Genomic DNA, 19396 nt, shown 5'->3' on the forward strand with positions numbered 1-19396 from the left:
AGGATAAGCCTTAGCTCAGGATGATTAGGCCAAGGGCAATTCCAATGATCATCACCAAATACATCAGCAACTCTGTCGATGCAAATCGTTTATATTTTACCCAAAAGGAGTAGTCATTTTTTGGATCATTCATATGAATAGGTTATTGTGAATTAATTATTTACAGGACCTGCCTTAACCCATGCTTTCTGATAGGCTGCAATGCTGAGGTTGTCAACAATCACACCACGACTGGGAGAAGCATGTACAAAGTAGTCGCCATTCAGGTAAATCCCTACGTGGTCTACTTCCCTGCCGCCAAAGGAAAAGAAGATTAAATCTCCCTCTTTTAACTGATTAAATGATTTCTTTTTAATCACCTCTGCCTGGTCTCTGGAACGCCGGGGAAGGTCAACTCCATATATTTTTTTCTCCAACAGCAAGGCAAAACCCGAGCAGTCGATGCCTTTTTTATCCAGGCCACCCAGGCGATACTGCACCCCAGCCCAATCCGTAATAAATTTATATAAGGATTTGTTGTCTAACTTAGACATGGCGTCTGCTGCTGCCGCTGCAGAAGCAGCCCTGTTTGGCGTGTACTTTCTTGATCCGCAGGCTGCCAGTAAACAACAGGCCAATGCCAGCATCCATAATTTCTTTACCATAATTATTCTTTAATCACACGTTGTATTTCATCCAACTTCAGCAAAGCTTCCACCGGTGTTAGTACATTCACGTCTAAATTATTCAACATATCCCTAATTTTAACCAGTACAGGGTCATCTACCGCAAACATATGCAATTGATAGGCCTGGTTCTGCACCTTCTTGATGCTGTCTTTAATGCTCTGGCCTTCGGTACGATCTATCTCCAGCTTCTTTAAAATCTCATTAGCCCTTGCAATCAGCTTGGGTGGCATACCGGCCATCTTAGCCACATGGATACCAAAACTGTGCTCACTGCCCCCAGGAACCAATTTACGCAGAAATATCACACGGTTACCCACCTCTTTAATCGATACGTTAAAGTTTTTGATCCTGTTCATTGTATTGGCCAGCTCATTTAATTCATGGTAATGGGTGGCAAACAGCGTTTTCGGGCGTGCTGTATGGTGGGTATGCAAGAATTCGGCGATGGCCCAGGCAATGGAAATACCATCATAAGTGCTTGTCCCCCTGCCAATTTCATCCAAGAGAATTAAACTGTGGTCAGAAATATTATTCAGGATACTGGCCGTTTCATTCATCTCCACCATAAACGTACTTTCTCCTGATGATAAATTATCAGAAGCACCTACCCTGGTAAATATTTTGTCTACCAGGCCAATGGACGCCGACTTCGCCGGTACAAAACAGCCCATTTGTGCCATCAGCACGATCAATCCAGTTTGCCTTAATATTGCCGACTTACCCGACATGTTGGGTCCGGTGATGATGATGATCTGCTGACTATCGTTATCCAGAAAGACATCATTGGTAATGTACTCTTCGCCCACCGCTAAACGACGTTCTATAACCGGATGGCGACCACCTTTGATATCTAATGTCTTCTCTGTATTTAAACTAGGCCTCACATAGTGATGTTTAACCGCCAACTGGGCAAAACATAATAGCACATCCAGTTGTGCAACCAAATACGCATTTAGTTGTATAGGTTTTATATAAGTAGCCACCTGGTACATTAATTCATTGTACAGGCGAATTTCTATCTGTTGTATCTTCTCCTCGGCACCCAGAATCTGTTCTTCATATTCCTTTAATTCCGGCGTAATGTAACGCTCGGCGTTTACCAGGGTTTGTTTACGTAACCAACCCTCAGGAACCTTGTCTTTGTGGGTATGGGTAACCTCCAGGTAATAGCCAAATACATTGTTAAAGGCAATCTTTAAGGAAGGAATGCCCGTTGCTGCCGCTTCCCGCTTCTGAATCTCCAACAGGTAATCCTTTCCATGGAAAGAGATTTTCCTTAAGCGGTCCAGTTCGTCATCAATTCCATCGGCAATCACATTTCCCTTAATCAATAATGCCGGTGGATCAGGAAACAGTTCCCGTTCCAGCTTCTCCCTGATTGTTAGACAAGGATTTAACTGATCGGCAAGTATGGATAAAAATGGATTGTTGCTTTGGTGTGTGAGTGTTTTAATGGCTTCTATGTGGTGAAGTGCCTTTTTGAGCTGACAAAGTTCACGTGGCCCTACCTTTTGCAGGCCTACTTTTGAAATCAGCCTTTCCAGATCGCCAATTTGTTTAATATGGCCCAGCAATTCCTGTAGCAGTTCATCGTGTGCCACCAGAAACTCAACCATACCTAAACGCTCTTCAATAGGTTTCAGCTCCTTCAGGGGCATAATGATCCACTTGTGAAGTAAACGTGCACCCATAGGCGTGCAAGTTTCATCAAGCACATCTAATAAGGTCACTGCGTTATCATGTGGCGAACTTACCAGCTCCAGGTTGCGGATCGTAAAACGATCCAGCCACATAAAGCGATCTTCTTCCAGCCTCGATAAGGAAGTAATGTGTTTTAAATTGCGGTGTTCAGTTTCATTCAAATAATGGAGCACCACACCGGCAGCAATAATGCCCACCTGCAATTTATCTACACCGAAACCTTTAAGTGAAGCTACCTCAAAATGTTTATTCAGTGTTTCATTGGCATAATCGCTGGTAAAAGCCCAGTCTTCCAAGTGAAAAGTATAAAACTTATCTCCAAAAAGCTCCAGAAATTCCTTCCGGCGACTCTTTTGAAACACCACTTCTGTGGGTTTAAAACCCTGTAATACTTTATCTACGTATTCTGCATTACCTTGTGCGACCAGGAATTCTCCTGTGGAAATATCCAACAAAGATACCCCATAACCGCTTTTATCGAAGGATACGGCAGCAAGGTAATTGTTTGATTTCTGACTTAAAATATTGTCATTGTAAGCTACCCCGGGTGTTACCAATTCGGTTACTCCTCTTTTCACAATGGTTTTGGTGGCTTTGGGATCTTCCAGCTGGTCGCAAATGGCTACCCGCTGACCAGCGCGTACCAATTTACTCAGGTAGTTTTCTAGGGAATGATGTGGAAACCCGGCAAGTTCAATATGACCACCAGGTCCATTGCCGCGCCTGGTTAGTACGATTCCTAATATTTGTGAAGTTTTTACCGCATCCGAACCAAATGTCTCGTAAAAATCCCCAACCCTAAACAATAATAATGCACCAGGATATTTCGACTTAATCGAATTATATTGTTGCATTAATGGTGTTTCTTTACTCTTTTCTTTGGCCAAAATGATTCTATTTACAAAATCGTAAATATACTACCTTCATCCTAAGGCACCGTATTTTGTTGATAATTTTTGAAGATCTACCGGGAAAATCAGTGGTTTTGGATTACAGGCGAGCGATATAAGACAAGAATAAATCCATTGCTTCACGCTTTTGAGGTGTTAAGTCAAAGTCTAGTTTGTGCATCAGGTAGTCGTCCATGTCAAAACCATCAATTTCAGGCAAGTCCTGTATCACCTGCTTGCGTTGGGCCAGGCCAAACTTCAACGCCTCATTAAACTGGGCTATGAAAGCCTCAGGGATAGTTTTATTGGCAATCCATGCCGCATACAAAAAAGGCAAACCGGTAAAATTCATCCATTCCTCGCCCATATCGTATGCATATGCATAGACATCGCGGTTGCTGAAGGTACGGTCGCCAATCAATACGATCGCGTTGGCCTGGGCATTTTGATCGGTCGTAAATTCCACCTTCTGCTCCCAATGGAACTTCAGCAGCACTTTAGCCAGGTTATTGGAAGTCCTGGATTGGGGGTCTAAACGAACAGTTTTAATGTCCTGAACTGGAACATGACTAAAGATGAATACCGAATTTACAGCACCCACCGAACCTATGCCATAAGCACCAATAATGTTGGCATTGGGCACTAAAGGAAAGGCCGCCACTGGCATCAAACCGATATCGACGGTTTGATCAATGACTTTAGCCGCACAATCTGCGGGAATATCTAAAGAAAGTTCTATGTGGTTAATAAGGTCTGAATGTTCTAGTCCGTATATAAAGGGTTTGGTATTGGTATAGGATACTGCAGATATTTTTATTTTGTCCAAGATGCTTCAACTTTTAAATGGTCGGTATTGTTAAAATCGGTGATGGTAAACTGATCACCGGTCATTGAAACCCGATAAAGGGTCGTGTTCTGATGCGGGAAATCGGCCATTTCAGCGAAAGGTTTTCCCGATAACATACACAGCAATAAGCGCATAGCGCGACCATGCATGCACACAAGCACCAGTTTTTCTTCCGGATGGCTAAGCATTTCATCCAGGGCTTCCTGCAGGCGCAGCGCAACTTCATTAGGACTTTCGCCTCCCATTAACTTCGCGTCATATCCACCAGCGGTCCATTGCTCCAACAGATCTCTGAACACCAAGATTGATTCATCAGATCTTGACTTACCTTCCCATTCGCCCCAGGCTAACTCATCGAGTCCACTCAATTGTGTAGTTGGAATGCCGGCATCTGTAAACTGCTGAACAGTTTGATGGGTACGCTTCAAGTCCGAAACGTAGATTTTATCAAATGGTAATGCCTTATACCTAGCATAAAAAGCAGCAGCTTGTTCCCGACCAGTATCATTCAGGTCGCTGTTAATACCGCGGCCCTGTACAATACCGTTTTTATTTAATGCTGTTTCGCCATGTCTGATAATGTAAAACTCTTTACCCATCTTTAACTAGTTAATCACCGGAAGTTTATAGTAACTCGGTTTTTTGTCGCTTTCAAACTCCACATCTGTATAATCCGTCACCACGTTATATAAAGTATCCCTTTCAATCGGGCGGCGTTTAACTTGTTTAATCAGTTCTACCAGCTCCTGGGTACTCATACCTGGGGTTTGCTCTTCAGCACCTGCCATGGAATAAATTTTAGTGGTATCATCAAGTGTACCATCGATATCATCGACGCCAAAGTTTAGCGACAATTGAGCCGTTTGGCGACTAATCATCGCCCAATAGGCTTTAATATGGTCAAAGTTATCCAGGTAAATCCTTGCAATGGCATAGTTCCGCAGGTCTTCGATGACCGAAACTTCCGGAACATGTGACATCTGGTTATTTTGGTTTCTGAATTTTAAAGGAATAAAAGCCTGGAACCCACCAGTTTTATCTTGCAGCTGGCGAAGGCGTTCCATATGGTCAACACGGTGCCAGAAGGCTTCAATATGGCCGTATAACATGGTGGCATTACTGCGCATACCCAGTTTATGAGCCTGCTCGTGAATATCAAGCCATTGTTCGGCATTACATTTATCATGCGCAATCTGTTCCCTAATTTCAGGGTGAAATATTTCAGCGCCACCACCCGGCATAGAATCTAAACCTGCCTCTTGCAGGTATTTCATGCCTTCGTAGTGTGTTAATTTTGCTTTTTTAAAGATGTAAAAATATTCTACAGGGGTTAAAGCTTTGATGTGTAAATCAGGGCGATGCGCTTTGGCCTCCCGAAAGAAACTGGCATAGAAGTCCAGGTTTTGTTTCGGCACCACCCCACCTGTCAGGTGTACTTCGGTTACAGGTTCACCATCATACTCCCTTAGCTTTACCATCATTTCCTCTACAGTACTTTCCCAACCTTCTTCTTTCTGTCTGATCATTCTGGAATAAGAGCAGAATTTGCAATCGTACACACAAAGGTTGGTGGGTTCAATATGAAAGTTGCGGTTAAAAAAAGTATCGTCACCATGTTTACTTTCCCTGATGAAATTAGCCAGAACACCTAAATAGCCCAGTTCCGCATGTTCATAAAGGTAAACCCCCTCTTCCATCGAAATCCTTTCGCGCGACTGCACCTTAAGGGCAATGGCTTTTAAGGCGGGTGTTAATTCGGGGTTATTGAGTAGTAAATTTAAGGCAATAGTATCCATAGTTGATCTCTAAACTGATGGAGGCAAAAGTAACATAAAAATAAGGAAAGGTGTGTTTCTGAAAAGTAAAAGTACAATTCATGGCATTCAAACCCTCCACCATGGTACCCCTGTCTTTGCCTCTAAAATTAAATACCGGAAGTAACAGCTCGCTATTAAACTGAAGTCCCTGTATATTGTTTTAACAACTGCAGGCAGTACCATTCTTGTCTTGGCAAATGGAAAGGCCCCTTAAATAGATTGCCTTTAGCGGTTTGTGCAATGCTGCCATCACGATGTAAATAGCCATACCATTCCCCATGCTCCTTGTCATGAAACTTTTCATACGCATAATCGTGCACCATTTTATGCCATTTAGCATACTTTTCATCCCCCGTCATGGTGTAAGCCAGTAATGTGGCAATAATTGCTTCGTTTTGCGGCCACCAGAATTTCATGTCCTGCCAGTATTCCTGAACTGGTTTATGGTACACATCACGAAAATAAAGGATACCTCCATGCTCTTCATCCCAGCCCCGGGCCCACATATAATCAAGCATTTTACAACCCAGTGCAATCAGCTCCGGATCGTTGTTCCTATATTTCGCCTCATGTAAAATAAACCAGGCGCCTTCTATGGCGTGGCCGGGATTTAACGTTCTGCCGTCCACATGATCAACAATAGCGCCATCTGCTGACACTTGTTCCATCACACATTGTATATCGTCCTTTACAAAATATTGCTCAATCTCTTTAATCCACTTCATGATCCATTCATCGCAGCGTGGATCACCAATGGTTTCTCTTAATTGCTGGGCAGTGTTCATCATAATCATAGGCACCCCAATACCTTTCATGGGTCTGGTTCCTGTGAATTTTGGTTGCAACAACCCTGGATTCGTCGAATACTCGATGCATTTACCAAATAAGTACCGTGCTTTGTCTGCCGCTGCTTCATCGCCGCTGGCTTTTGCATAAGCTGCGTTAGCAATGACAGCAAAGGTCTCCGAAAAATAATAGCGACGTTTACGGATGGGTAGCCCCTCCCGCGTGACATGGAAAAACATCTGACCATCGGTATCAAAACAGTGCTCATTCAAGAAATCTATGCCAGATTTGGCTGCTGCCAGCCATGCTGGTTTTTGTTCCACCGTGTTGTACAAGGTAGAGAGCAACCAGGCAGCCCGGCCCTGAATCCATACGGCTTTATCATCATCTATTAAGCTGCCGTCGGCATCACGAAATAGCAGGTAACCGCCAAATTCCTCATCTATAGAACGGGGGAACCAAAAAGGTACCGTGTCGTTTAACAACTGGTTTTCGTAAAAACTTTTAAGTGTTTGTAATTCGGGCAAGGTATATTTCATAGGAAAGATCTTTATTTTAAGGAAAGGTAAAAGGTTGATGCCGGGAGTCTGGCTTCGTTCTGCAGGTTTGCCCTTGTAAAAGGTCTCCAGGCATAAGCAACAGCTTTGATCTGCTCTACACCAGGTATGACCAGGTGTACTTTATTGTTCTTTATCACGCCTTTGGCAGACAAGTGTTTACCTTTCATGGTGACTAACTCAAAACCGACTAAGGGCTGTTGGTTGGCCGTTACCAGTGATTTAGCACCGGCAAAAGAAATAATCACCTCATTTCCATGGGCGATAGCCGATACGGCTTCCGGACCAGTTGCTGTTACTGGCCGATGATACGTTTGTTTTAGCGCTAAAAGTGCCAGGCGATTACCGACCTCCTTCTTTCTAATGGGGTGCACATCCAGTGAATCCCCAAGATCGGAACTTACCGCCATCCCGCTGTGTGGAATCACTTTCAGGAGTTTACGTTGCGCATCTCTGAAGGATGGCCAGGTTGGGCGATCTATACTGGACAACTGCACATAATAAAAAGGGAAGTTGATACCCCAGTTCTTCCGCCAGCTGCTGACCAGCAAAGGCATGGCATGTTCATATAATTCCACCTGTTGTGCGTTGCTTTCCCCCTGATACCAGATCACGCCTTTGATGGGTGATGCTGTTAATTTGGCAATCCCAGCTTCATAATTATAAACCGGTTCATAAGGGTGACGCTGTTTAACAGTTTTGGAATGGGCAAGATTAATAGCTGCACGTTCCCTGGCCCAGGGCTGTATAAAATCAGACTTCCGCCAGTTATTCAGTTCATCCACCAGCCATGGGTCATGTTCCATGGTGTAACGGTCAATCCATGATTCCAGAATGGAACCTCCTACAGCAAGCTGTATCAAACCTATAGGTACATTTTCTTCTGCAACAAGTTTTTTTCCGAAATAATAGGCTACAGCCGAAAAATTTGCTGCCGAACCAGAATCTGTAACTGCCCATTCGCCAGAAAAAAACTGTAACCTGTTCACTTGGGCTAAAGTCAGTGAATCCCATGCCTGGTTATTGGTTTCTGCCAGCTGGTTCAACTTCAGCAAACGCAAATTATTAATTTTCTTCAGGCTTTGCAGTTCTCCTTTTCCGGTAGCGGCTGCTATTAATGGAAAAGCCATATTTGATTGCCCTGAACAGAGCCATATATCGCCAATCAGAATGTCATTAAGTTCAATCTTTTTACCTTTGCTCTTTACGCTTAGCTGGTATGGGCCGCCATGTCCCATCGCCGGGAATCGGACTTTCCATTTTCCAGAACTATTGGCAACAACTGTTAATTTCTTATTATTCAGGTTTATTTCCACTTGATCGCCTGCATTTGCCGTTCCATAAATCGGAATTTCCTGATTTCGTTGTAACACCATGTGATCGGTAAAAAATGGAGGCAATTGTAACCCACCGTTATTGCCGGAGAGTTTCTTGTAAACTGTATTGGCAATGATGGCTGCCCCTTCCTGATCAGGATGCAGGTTATCTGCAAAAAGATCCGGGCGGTTATACAGCGCAGTGTGCAGGTCAATCAGCGTGGCACCATTGGCTTTTGCAATTTCTGGTATGCGATCCTGGATCTGCCAGAACCAATCCCTGGTGCCCGACTTAAACCTGGGATGCCCGCTGAAAATAGGTGTTAACCTGCAGACATAGATTTTCACCTTCGGGTTTTGTTTTTTCAAGGTATCCAACAGCCAGGCATAATCTGCCTCAAATTCCCCTTTGTATTCCGGCCAGTTGCGTGGATCAGTATCATTCAATCCGAGATGTACAATGGCAATGTCTGGCTGATAAGCTACGGCGTCTGAAAACTCCTTCGTTTTATGATAGGGTTTATGCCCTTTTTTAAGCAGTGTAGCACCACTAAAACCGAAATTCCGAACTTCGTATTTATTCCCCAATAATCCTTGCAAAACCGCCGGATAAGATTCCGTAGCTGGATCTTTTAGCCCTAAGCCATACGTAACCGAGTTACCTATGCAAGCCACTTTTAGTGCTTGTGCAAAAGCACCCGATGCGCCCACTAAGGAGCACATCAGGATACCTAACCAGCCTAAAACATATCTACTTTTAATCATTAATGATTTTTATCGTTGTTATTTAATAATCTGCTGTACAGGAACACGCACAAACTTCAAACTGCTCACCCCTTCGTACAAAATACCAATGGTGTTATCGTCAATTTTAGTTAAGGCCGAATAGCCAAAACATTGTCGATCATCCAACAATAAGGTATTTGCAGCTTGCCAGGTTTCGCCATAGTCTAAACTTGCTTTAATGCTGATGTTCCTTCTCGGACTATCTGATACATTCGGATTGCTAAAGAAAAGCACATCTCGCATTTTGCCCTTTACATTAACCTTAGCTTTGATAAAACTAGCCATACATACAGGATCAGGAAGCGTATGGTAGGAAGTGGCATGTTCTGTCCAGGTCATACCCATATCTTTAGTTACGGCAACACTTCTGAACTTACCTCTGTTGTCGCGCATGTTTAACATCAGCGTACCTGGGGATGTTTCTACGAGCTGACTTTCTGTGGTGTTCGATTTAGCACCCAAGCCGCTCTTCCATGATTTTCCATGGTCATCACTATAAATCAAAGTAGAATGCGGCATCTTATCGGCATCCCAATATTGTGCAGCAAAAACAATTTTACCATCTGCCATAGCAATGCCATTACCAGGACCTGGGAAAAAGATACGCCATTTTGGATTCTTTACCTGGGACGTAATGTTAATCGGTTTAGACCAGGTTAAGCCATCATCGGTGCTTTTAGTCAATACAATCTGACCGGTTTCATCAGGACTTAAGCCTGGACCAGAACCTGCAATTGACCTGTTGCCTTTACTCCATAATGCGGCCACCCATATTGTTTTGCTTACTGGGTCAAACAACACTGCAGGATCACCTATCCCACTATTGTCTTTTGGACCGCCCATGTCTAATATTGTTTTCATGGCCGACCAGCTTTTACCGCCATCGGTGCTTCTGTTCATCCCAACATCAATATTTGCGGGTAGATCACGACTGTTGTCGTAGCGGATGTCATACACGGAGATTAATGTGCCTTTATCTGTAGTGGCCATTCCAGGTATGCGGTAAGAGATGACCTGATCATCCATAGGTTTACGTAAGGCAAATCCGATAGGTTGATTGGTTACTTCATTTTGCATCACCGGGTACTGACGACCCGCAGCATCCTTAAGTTTATTTATCTTCAACTGCACCGTTCCATCCATATCAGCAGTATTTTTCAGCAATACATTTATCCACAAGTGGTGTGTTCCTGAAGCTATGGTTCCGGTCAACGGTAAAGAAAATTTCTTCCCAGATGGTACCAAAGTGGCCATTAGCTGTCCTTTGTTGAGGTTATTTTTTTCTGAAGGGTTATACACTTCTTTGGTAGCATATACTTCCAGCTTGCTAATATAGGATAAGGTATGGGCATCCATCACACCCTCCAAAGCGCTTAGCGCAATCGTTGAACTTCCTTCAGGAATGTTTACCTCCAACCGCAGCACTGGATTAATTTCAAAACTTTTTAACACAGGGTTTGTCGTTTTTGTTGCCGTGATATTGATGGCATTGACACCAGCACTTTGCTGTATTTTTGGTGTACAGGCTACTGCCGTTAACACCAGCAGAAGAAATAATCCGGTATAGGTTCTTAAATTTTGCATAGTTATTAGATTTTAAATGTGTGTAGTCGAATTAGGTGTTAACAAAATCATTTTGCTTTGGCCGCAGAAAATAGAGCTGTACGGCAAGGGCAATAACAACGATTCCGGCAAGCATAGCAAAGTCTTTACCCAGGCTCCCTGCATCTGATGATTTACCCAGCAAGTCGGTAATAAATGCGCCAAAGAATACACCTACCATATTCATTAATCCATAGGCGGTGGCGCGGTATTTTGCAGCAACAAACTGACAGAGAATAGGCATATTATTGGCATCGAACATCCCAAAACCAATCCCGAAACAAATAGCAGCCCCCAGCACATGGAACAGCGAATGACCGAATCCAAGCAGCAATAATGATGGAATGGTTAAGCCCAATCCAATGGCACTGGTATAAATTCTGCCTCTTAGGTTTTTCTGTACCCATTTATCGGACAATATACCCCCAAGAATTACCCCAAGAAAGGAAGAGGCTGCAATAGTGATGGTAGATAACGGTCCTGCTGTTGCCATAGGGATGTCTAGATTTTGCGCGAAAAGCGTAGGCAACCAGTTTTTTGCTGCCCATCCTGGCAAACTAGGTATGGCAAAATAGAATAAGATGATCCAAAAGGAAACATTGGTAAATAAGATGGCCAGCCCCTTAAATAAAGAACTCTTGATCTTCATAGGCATATGATCTCCTTCAGCTAACAATTCAACCGGTTTAGGTACCCGAAGAAAAATGACCAGCACCACCGAATATAACACGCCAACGATCCCGAATAAATGAAAAGTAGCCTGCCAGGAATACTCATCTGCTATGGTAGCACCAAATCCTCCAAGGGCCTGGCCCATATATAAACCGGTCATGTGTATACCAATGGCCAAAGAGCGTGTTTTAGGCGAATGGAAATCCGCAATTAACGATAAGGCGGCAGGAATATAAAGTGCCTCGCTTACCCCCATCATGGCCCTTAACCAGTAAATTTGGTCAAAAGTAGTAGCATAACCTGATAAGAAGGTAATTGCCGACCAGACAAACAAACTAGCAACAATAAGCCATTTACGGTTCACACGGTCGGCAATAATGCCTGATACCGGACTCATAAAGCCATAAATCCATAAAAATACGGCCATCAGGTAACCAAAATTGGTTGCTGACTGTAGTTCCGCAATGTCTATCTGCATCGCCGATTTCATTGTCGATAACATTTGCCGATCCAGGTAGTTGAGTAGCGCGACCACCCATAATAAACCAACTACAACCCAGGCATATCTATTTGTTTTATTCATCAGTTTATGATTTGGTAGTTAAAGGTATGAAGCAATTACTTTTCATTGATTTTTCCTAACATAACATTAGGGGTTCGAACACCCGGACTAACTTCTCCATTGGAGAGCACGATGCGCCCCTCCCAGAGGGCTGCAGAAGTCGTTACCGGAGCAGGAAAGGGTAACTCCCCAATTGTAGTCCATTGGTTCTTTTTAATATGATAAAGCAGTACATCCCGGTCGAAACCTTTATGATGAATACTTAGTGCATTTTTTTTAGCCATCAGCTGTGCCTTTTCTTCAGCACTAGCTGTTTTTGCTATTTGTGCGATTAAGGTTTCGATCTGGTGAAAAACTTCACCATTATCCCCCCCGGTTACCAATATATAATCCTCCCCTATGGCAAGCCCGGTGCCTGCAGAAAAATTACTGAAACTTTTACTGTCGGATATTGGCGCCAGGTTAGACCAGCTTTCCTTAGCAGGATCATAAACATAAGTGCTGCTTTGCAGATCGCTGATGCCTGATGCTGTTTTTGTTCTTCCTCCAATGACGTATAACTTTCCCTGTTGTGCAATTACAAGGGAATTGGCAAGTGCCACTGGCATATCCGGCAGCTTCTTCCATTGTGGAGACTGGTTATTCAGATCCAGGCTAAAAACCTTATTGGAGGAATTACTTTGCTGATCTCCGCCTACCGCATACACCACATTGTTCAAATGGCTAAGTCCTATATTTGTTAGCGCTACCGGAAGGTCAGGCAAAGGCTTTACCTCCACCTCATGTGCATCCGGATTCCACTGGAGGAGAAAAGCTGATTTAGATAGGCCTGCTTCATTTTCCCCACCAGCGTAAACTATACCAAATTCAGTTGACGTATAACCACAATAAGCAATGGCCACAGGAAGTGTCCTGCTTACCGCAGCATCCCAGCTAAACACATCTCCAAACTTTTGCAGGATGTGAATTTCCTTTGAGTAATATTTACGGCCACCATCCCATGGCATTTGTTCAGGGAAGTTGGCGCCACCAGCCACCACCAGCACATTGTTGGTTACTGCATTAATGGCACCTGCAAACCCTAAGGAAATACGACCATCCCGGTTTTTTAACTGGGCTACCTTGCTCCAGGCTATATTTGTTATCGGAGCTTTTTGAATCACACAACTGCTTACTAGCATAAAGGAGGATACTAAGATTAGAGAATACCGGTTCATCGTATTAATAATTAATGCGATAATTTAGACTTAAATTCGTGAAAACCCACATGAGTTACATCTTGTTCAAATAATTGAAACTGTTCCAGGCTCATATTCTTAACCGGAAGTCTGAACGCGCCACAATCGATACCCGCAACTTTCAGAAATGCTTTTCCGGTAGCAATGCCACCATATTTCCCAAGCAACCTGATCATATCGATAGATTGTTGCTGCAATTGCTGAGCATGCTTAAGGTCATTGTTTTCGAAAGCAGCAATCAGGTCATAATATAAGGGTGCAGCGTAATTGAAAGTACTGCCCACTGCACCTTTGGTACCCAATACCAAGGCAGACAGCATATTTTCATCTCTGCCCCAAAGCATATCAAATTTTCCATCCTTAAAATGTAGGCAGGAAAGGAAGTCCATAAAGTCTTCATGTGTGTATTTAACTCCAGCAAAATTAGGTATTTTGCCATCTACGGCCTGCAACAGGTCGTACATGGCAAAGTTAACCCCGGTGAGCACCGGAATGTGGTAATAATAAAATGGCATATCAGGCACCACGCCAGCAATTTCGGCACAGGCTTCGGCCAGCATATCAACATTTGCAGGTTTAAAGTAAAAAGGCGCCGTAAATGATATGGCATACAAACCAATTGCTTTTGCATGCAAGGCAAGATCCTTGCAATCAGCTATGCTGGTACCACCAAGAAATAACATGACGCTAAATTCAGCATCATCTTTAGTGGCCTCTGCCCAGGCAGTGGCCACTTCTTTTTTCTCCAGGGTTGTCATAGACACCCCTTCTCCTGTTGATCCGCAGATAAAAGCGCCGGTAACCTTGTTGTTTTTCAGAAACTTATAATAGGCAGGAATGATCGCTATATTGATGCTGCCATCAGTATGCATAGGTGTAAAAGGAGCAGCAATTAAGCCTTCTAGTTTTGGAAATTTCATTCTAATAGGTGTTATAAATGTCGTATCAATTATCAATTAAAATCCAGGATAACCTGTTGTTTGAACTAATGACCTGTTATTGGTAAGTGTCAGGCGGTCAATTGGCCAAAGCAACTTATAGGCTTCTGCTGGAGAGAGACTCGTATTTTCAAATACATAAGCATCACCCATACGTCGTAAATCATACCAGCGCTTGCCTTCTCCTATAAACTCCAGAAAACGTTCCTGTAACAAAGCTTTCCTTGGGTCAGCATCTACCGCCTGATTTGGGTAACCATACACCGCCGCATTGTAATTGCTACCATAGGCCCTTGCCCGTACCAGGTTAATTTCAGCTGCCGGACTTTCGCCAAGCTCCACTTTAGCCTCTGCCAGTAACAGCAGCAAATCAGCATAACGATATATTGGGAAATCATTGGTATAAACCCTTGTTCCGGCATTCTGCTCGCCCTGGTATTTTTTAAGAAAAGCACCTGCAATTTGATAAGGATTGTTACCGGTTTTTGAATAAGCCGCTTGAATGGTCACATTCTTCCGGGTATCATCATTATTGAACTTTCTATACGTTGCAATTCTGGTAGGTGCCCTTAGCAAACCCCCATAATTGTCTGTGATTACATCAAATTTTCTGTTGGCAATGGAATCAGAGAAATTAACAATCAAACCAGTCTGTGGTACAAAGTTGGAGATGAAACCCAATGCCGATTCATTTAGCAGGTTTCTTGTCGCAAAGATCGTTTCCTGGTTATTTTTGTTTGCCGCAACAAATACATCAGCATATTTAGGCAGCAAACTTAAGGTTGCCACATTTGACTGGATGTCTGTCAATGCTGTTTTAGCTACTGCCGCATCAGCCGCACCACCACTTCTGTGGGCAGTCCACAAATAAACTTCTGCTTTCAACATCTGGGTAGCTGATTTCGACCAGAACCCTTTGTTGGCCTTTGTAGAAAAACTGTAATCTGTACCAAAGCTGCTGTTCGATAAATCGATATCAGATTTGATCAGCGCCATTACTTCAGCTTCGCTGGATGCTGCTTTTGCTAAATTTGCTACATCAAGCGTGATGGTAGGTTCAGTCTGGATAATGACAGCGCCCCATGTTCTGTACAATTGGAAATAATAGAAGGCACGCATTCCATAGGCAGTGCCCAGGTATTTGTTTTTAACTGTTTCTGTGACTACAGTACCTGTATTCAATTTCTCAATTAATAAATTTAATTGATTGATGTTGTCATAAAATCCACCAAAGTTACTCACCCCTGGATTATCTGTATCTAAAGTATGTAACCACATTCTTTCTAAACCCTGGGTTGCTTCCCCGGTAAAAGAGGCTGTAGTACCTGGATCGGAACCATAAATACCGGAGCGCATTTCACCAAGGTATTCGAAATTGCCAGTATGAGCTCTGAAACGCGAATGTACACCATTCACAAAGGCATCATATTGGTCTGGCGACTTCCAGAAACTCACATCACTTAAATTACTTACCGGGTTTAAATCAAGTGATTTTTTACATGCACTTAAAACCAATGTACTTATTCCAACCATGGCCAGAATATATCTTATGTTCTTTTTCATTTTGTTGAATCTGTATGTTTAAAAACTTGCCTGAATACCTAACACAAAAGATCTCGGCGTAGGGTATGTTCCGGTGAATATCCCGGTGATCGAGCCATTGCTGATCGGTGCTTCGGGAGATGGACCTGAAAAACTAGTCAGGTAAAGTAAATTACTTCCGGTAGCATAGATCCTGGCATTTGAAATAAATTTCGCTTTCGTCAAGACACTTTTAGGGAGTGCAAAAGAAAGGGTCACCTCTCTTAATGCCAGGTAATCTCCTTTTTCATAAAGGTTAGAGTTGTTACCATTTAAATTAGGATTGGCATTATTTGCGCGGGTATAATTCTGTTTTGAACCGGCAACCTGATCGGCAAAGTAAACTTTAGGAATATCAGTTACCGTATTGGTTGGCGACCACGCTTGTTTCTGCAAATCAATATAGTTTAATGTTCCCTGGTAATTCCCAAGTGTTCTAGCCACTAAATCATTATATATAGTATGTCCGGTTGCAAATTCCCAACGGTTATATAAATTAAGACTCTTGTAAGAAACATTGGCATTAAAGCCACCTGTCCATTTTGGATAGATATTACCTAGTTTAATCTGGTCTCTGGAATCAATAATTCCGTCGCCGTTTACATCCTGCCAATTAACATCACCCGCAGTAATACGTCCGTTTGCACCTGCCGGAAGATTAGGACCGGTAATACCTGCAATAACATCTCTGCGGTCTCCTGCAATGGCGGCAACTTCTGCATCATCTTTAAAGATGGAAACCTGCTTAAATCCATAGATATCACCTAAAGTTTGTCCTTCCTGTAAACCACCAACCCAAATCACCTGTCCGCTAGTCTGGTCAAAAACTTGCAAACCGCCCTGTCTGTTGTTCTCATTTCCATTAAATGGCAATTGAAGAATTTTGTTTTTGACGAAGGAAGCATTTGCACCTGCAGAAACTGTCCAGTCTGTAGAACGGAATACGTTTACATTCAATGCAAATTCATAACCTTTATTTTGGTAAGTTCCTAAATTGGTTCTCAGCGTAGAAAAACCAGTATAACTAGGCAGATCAAGGTTGGTAAGCAAGTCGCTTGTCTTTCTGTCATAATAATCAAAAATCAAGTTCACTTTATCATTGAATAATCCAAGGTCTACACCCACATCTGTGGTTTTACTTTTTTCCCAACGTAGCGTACTGTTAATGATTCCTGTGTTTAAAAAGCCTGCATTTCCGTTATAATTACCTTGTAGGCCATATACACCCTGCACTTCATAACGACCAAGGCCTGCTACGTTACCATTCTGACCATAACTAACACGTGGTTTTAAAGTGGAGATGTATTTGCTAATTCCAGCTTCTTTAAAGAAACTTTCCTGGTGAACATTCCAGCCGGCAGATATACCCGGGAAAAACCCATTGCGATTTTCTGCTGCTAAACTAGAAACGGCATCCATTCTAAATACAGCTGTAAACAGGTATTTCGAATCAAAATCATAAGCTAATCTACCCAGCGCCGAAGCAATACGATATTCTGAACGAATACTGTAATTATTATTAGGTGTTCCTGTTGTTGAATTATTAGCAGGAAACAGTGTAGAGGCATTGGCAGTTGGAATATCATCCGTTGGCGCATTCTGACCAAATATTTGAACAGTCGATGATTTTACCGTGAAGTATTCTCCACCACCCATGACATTAAAGTTATGCTTACCTACAGATTTATTATAATTTAAAATACCATTAAACTGGGTCTGAAAATCACGAGCGGTTCTATCAATCGCATCCCTGCTGCTGTTACCAATGGTATTGGTAAAAACGTTCGCATAAGTTTGAGTTGATTTCTGGAAACTGCGGTTTAAATCCTCCAGCAAATACGCATTAGCGGTTGCCTTGAAATATAAACCAGGAATAATGTCCCATTTTACAGCACCATTAGCCACTACCCTATTTACCTCGTTGGTGCGGTTAACCCGGCCCAACCAGTATAATGGGTTACCATCAGAATTTGAATTCCCTGGATTTGGCTGTGTTTTCGCTTCGTCTAACCATGGGTTAAATGTTGGCCAGATGGCCATGCTCCGGTAAAGGGTATTTACTTCTGAGCCGACAGTACCTAATTGTGAAGAAGTTGATAAACTGACCCCTGTACTTACTTCCAGGTTAGGTTTTACTTTGTATGACCCATTAATATCTCCATTGTATCGCTTATAGCTTGAGCCAACAATCACCCCATCTTCATTAAAAGAATTAAAGGAAGCAAAATATTTACCCTTGTCGTTGCCGCCAGTTGCACTTAAATAATGGTCTTTAGTGTACGTATCTCTGAAAACCAGGTCAGCAATTTCCCCTCCATGGTCTTTAAACATAATCTGACCTCCGTATGGATCATCAACAATGTCCCATCCTGCTGGCAAAGTGGTTGTACCGGCCGTGTAACTTCTGATATCAAAACTGGCCAGATCGGCACCATTTGTAGATAAGCCAAGTCCCCTGGACCCATTAACCTGCGCCAGACTTCTACCAGCGTTCAGGTAACCTAAACGGGTATAATAAATAAAATCTTTTGCACCTAAATAGTCGTAGCCATTACGGTTTTTGTTATAACCACCCGTAAATTTGTAGGAAATTTCTGCTGCACCATCTTTACCGGTTTTGGTGGTAATTAAAATGACACCATTATTAGCTCTTGCACCATAGATCGCTGTAGCGGACGCATCCTTAAGAATTTCTATCGAAGCTATGTTTTCTGATGCCACATCATTAAAGGCGCGAATCACCCCATCAACAATCACCAGCGGTGAACCTGGATTGTTAATAGAAGCGCCACCCCTTAATAGAATCACTGGTGATGCACCCGGCTGACCAGTGGCCGCAACCACCTGTAAACCAGAAACGGTCCCCTGTAAGGCACTACCCACGTTAGATCGCGGCGCACTTTCCAGCACATCATTGTCTAGTTTTGCAATGGAACCGGTAACGCTCCTTCTGCTTTGCGTACCATAACCTACAACAACTACCTCGTCCAGTTTTGCAGAGGCTGGTTGTAATACAATATTAAGGTTTGTACTTGCGCCAACAGTTACCTCCTGGGTAACGTAACCAACGTAAGTGAATACCAGAATATCATTTGCTGATGCACTTATGGCATATTTCCCGTCAGTATTCGTCTGGGTCACTTGCTTTGACCCTCGATTCATTACGCTGACACTTGGAATGGCTAGCCTGTCATCCGATCCGGTAACTGTTCCTGTTACCTGTCTGTTTTGTGCTAAGGTTACGCCTGAGGAAAACAAGCACAGCACTAAAACAATAGTTTTTAAATAACATTTCATATCGTTTATATTTTGGTTGGCATTATGTATAACATAATAATTCTAAGTTGACGTTTATATTTGTGTAATGCAAATATTTTTGCAAAAAATTTAAATCAAAATGGTAAATGCAGCGAAATTGCAATACTTTTGTTTGCA

The 19396-nt window shown here is 42.8% G+C and carries 14 protein-coding genes; all 14 read right to left on the reverse strand.

Going from position 1 to position 19396, the window contains the following annotated elements; translation table 11 throughout:
• Nucleotides 1-10: 10 nt before the first annotated feature.
• Nucleotides 11-133 carry a hypothetical protein gene (locus IWX76_RS18045; RefSeq protein WP_334641142.1) on the reverse strand — a complete coding sequence of 41 codons (123 nt, stop codon included), beginning with the start codon at nucleotides 131-133 and terminating at the stop codon, nucleotides 11-13.
• A 19-nt stretch (nucleotides 134-152) separates the two neighbouring features.
• Nucleotides 153-644 (reverse strand): C40 family peptidase, encoded by a 492-nt coding sequence (locus IWX76_RS03745; protein WP_196858525.1) that lies wholly within the window; start codon nucleotides 642-644, stop codon nucleotides 153-155.
• Nucleotides 645-646: 2 nt separating this feature from the next.
• Nucleotides 647-3256, reverse strand: coding sequence for a DNA mismatch repair protein MutS (mutS, locus tag IWX76_RS03750; RefSeq protein WP_334641144.1), 2610 nt, complete (start codon nucleotides 3254-3256; stop codon nucleotides 647-649).
• A 103-nt stretch (nucleotides 3257-3359) separates the two neighbouring features.
• On the reverse strand, nucleotides 3360-4085 hold the full coding sequence (locus IWX76_RS03755; RefSeq protein ID WP_196858526.1) for a menaquinone biosynthetic enzyme MqnA/MqnD family protein: 726 nt from the start codon (nucleotides 4083-4085) through the stop codon (nucleotides 3360-3362).
• Nucleotides 4073-4705 (reverse strand): histidine phosphatase family protein, encoded by a 633-nt coding sequence (locus tag IWX76_RS03760; protein WP_196858527.1) that lies wholly within the window; start codon nucleotides 4703-4705, stop codon nucleotides 4073-4075. Before IWX76_RS03760 ends, IWX76_RS03755 begins: the two co-directional genes overlap by 13 nt.
• Nucleotides 4706-4711: 6 nt before the next feature.
• The gene (gene mqnE / locus IWX76_RS03765) at nucleotides 4712-5902 is read right to left on the reverse strand and encodes an aminofutalosine synthase MqnE (RefSeq protein ID WP_196858528.1); all 1191 of its coding nucleotides are present in this window, start codon (nucleotides 5900-5902) and stop codon (nucleotides 4712-4714) included.
• Nucleotides 5903-6057: 155 nt separating this feature from the next.
• Nucleotides 6058-7248, reverse strand: coding sequence for an AGE family epimerase/isomerase (locus tag IWX76_RS03770; protein WP_196858529.1), 1191 nt, complete (start codon nucleotides 7246-7248; stop codon nucleotides 6058-6060).
• A gap of 11 nt (nucleotides 7249-7259) precedes the next feature.
• On the reverse strand, nucleotides 7260-9347 hold the full coding sequence (locus IWX76_RS03775) for a GDSL-type esterase/lipase family protein (protein ID WP_334641148.1): 2088 nt from the start codon (nucleotides 9345-9347) through the stop codon (nucleotides 7260-7262).
• Between the two features lie 18 nt (nucleotides 9348-9365).
• On the reverse strand, nucleotides 9366-10952 hold the full coding sequence (locus IWX76_RS03780; RefSeq protein ID WP_196858530.1) for an exo-alpha-sialidase: 1587 nt from the start codon (nucleotides 10950-10952) through the stop codon (nucleotides 9366-9368).
• A gap of 31 nt (nucleotides 10953-10983) precedes the next feature.
• Nucleotides 10984-12225: an MFS transporter gene (locus tag IWX76_RS03785; RefSeq protein ID WP_196858531.1), complete on the reverse strand. Its 1242-nt coding sequence runs from the start codon at nucleotides 12223-12225 to the stop codon at nucleotides 10984-10986.
• 35 nt (nucleotides 12226-12260) lie between these two features.
• The gene (locus IWX76_RS03790) at nucleotides 12261-13385 is read right to left on the reverse strand and encodes a galactose oxidase (RefSeq protein WP_196858532.1); all 1125 of its coding nucleotides are present in this window, start codon (nucleotides 13383-13385) and stop codon (nucleotides 12261-12263) included.
• Nucleotides 13386-13432: 47 nt separating this feature from the next.
• Nucleotides 13433-14362, reverse strand: coding sequence for a dihydrodipicolinate synthase family protein (locus IWX76_RS03795; protein ID WP_196858533.1), 930 nt, complete (start codon nucleotides 14360-14362; stop codon nucleotides 13433-13435).
• Nucleotides 14363-14398: 36 nt separating this feature from the next.
• Nucleotides 14399-15943: a SusD family outer membrane lipoprotein NanU gene (gene nanU, locus IWX76_RS03800; protein WP_196858534.1), complete on the reverse strand. Its 1545-nt coding sequence runs from the start codon at nucleotides 15941-15943 to the stop codon at nucleotides 14399-14401.
• A gap of 18 nt (nucleotides 15944-15961) precedes the next feature.
• Entirely contained in the window at nucleotides 15962-19258 is a 3297-nt protein-coding gene (locus tag IWX76_RS03805) for a SusC/RagA family TonB-linked outer membrane protein (RefSeq protein WP_196858535.1), read from the reverse strand.
• Between the last annotated feature and the right edge of the window lie 138 nt (nucleotides 19259-19396).

The organism is Pedobacter sp. CAN_A7, from assembly GCF_015752175.1.
Classification (GTDB): domain Bacteria; phylum Bacteroidota; class Bacteroidia; order Sphingobacteriales; family Sphingobacteriaceae; genus Pedobacter.

Coding starts and splice junctions, on each gene's coding strand:
- IWX76_RS03790 (WP_196858532.1), bottom strand. CDS start 13,385: ATGCTAGTAAGCAGTTGTGTGATTCAAAAAGCTCCGATAACAAATATA.
- mqnE (WP_196858528.1), bottom strand. CDS start 5,902: ATGGATACTATTGCCTTAAATTTACTACTCAATAACCCCGAATTAACA.
- IWX76_RS03775 (WP_334641148.1), bottom strand. CDS start 9,347: ATGATTAAAAGTAGATATGTTTTAGGCTGGTTAGGTATCCTGATGTGC.
- IWX76_RS03785 (WP_196858531.1), bottom strand. CDS start 12,225: ATGAATAAAACAAATAGATATGCCTGGGTTGTAGTTGGTTTATTATGG.
- IWX76_RS03770 (WP_196858529.1), bottom strand. CDS start 7,248: ATGAAATATACCTTGCCCGAATTACAAACACTTAAAAGTTTTTACGAA.
- IWX76_RS03795 (WP_196858533.1), bottom strand. CDS start 14,362: ATGAAATTTCCAAAACTAGAAGGCTTAATTGCTGCTCCTTTTACACCT.
- IWX76_RS03760 (WP_196858527.1), bottom strand. CDS start 4,705: ATGGGTAAAGAGTTTTACATTATCAGACATGGCGAAACAGCATTAAAT.
- nanU (WP_196858534.1), bottom strand. CDS start 15,943: ATGAAAAAGAACATAAGATATATTCTGGCCATGGTTGGAATAAGTACA.
- IWX76_RS18045 (WP_334641142.1), bottom strand. CDS start 133: ATGAATGATCCAAAAAATGACTACTCCTTTTGGGTAAAATATAAACGA.
- IWX76_RS03745 (WP_196858525.1), bottom strand. CDS start 644: ATGGTAAAGAAATTATGGATGCTGGCATTGGCCTGTTGTTTACTGGCA.
- IWX76_RS03805 (WP_196858535.1), bottom strand. CDS start 19,258: ATGAAATGTTATTTAAAAACTATTGTTTTAGTGCTGTGCTTGTTTTCC.
- IWX76_RS03780 (WP_196858530.1), bottom strand. CDS start 10,952: ATGCAAAATTTAAGAACCTATACCGGATTATTTCTTCTGCTGGTGTTA.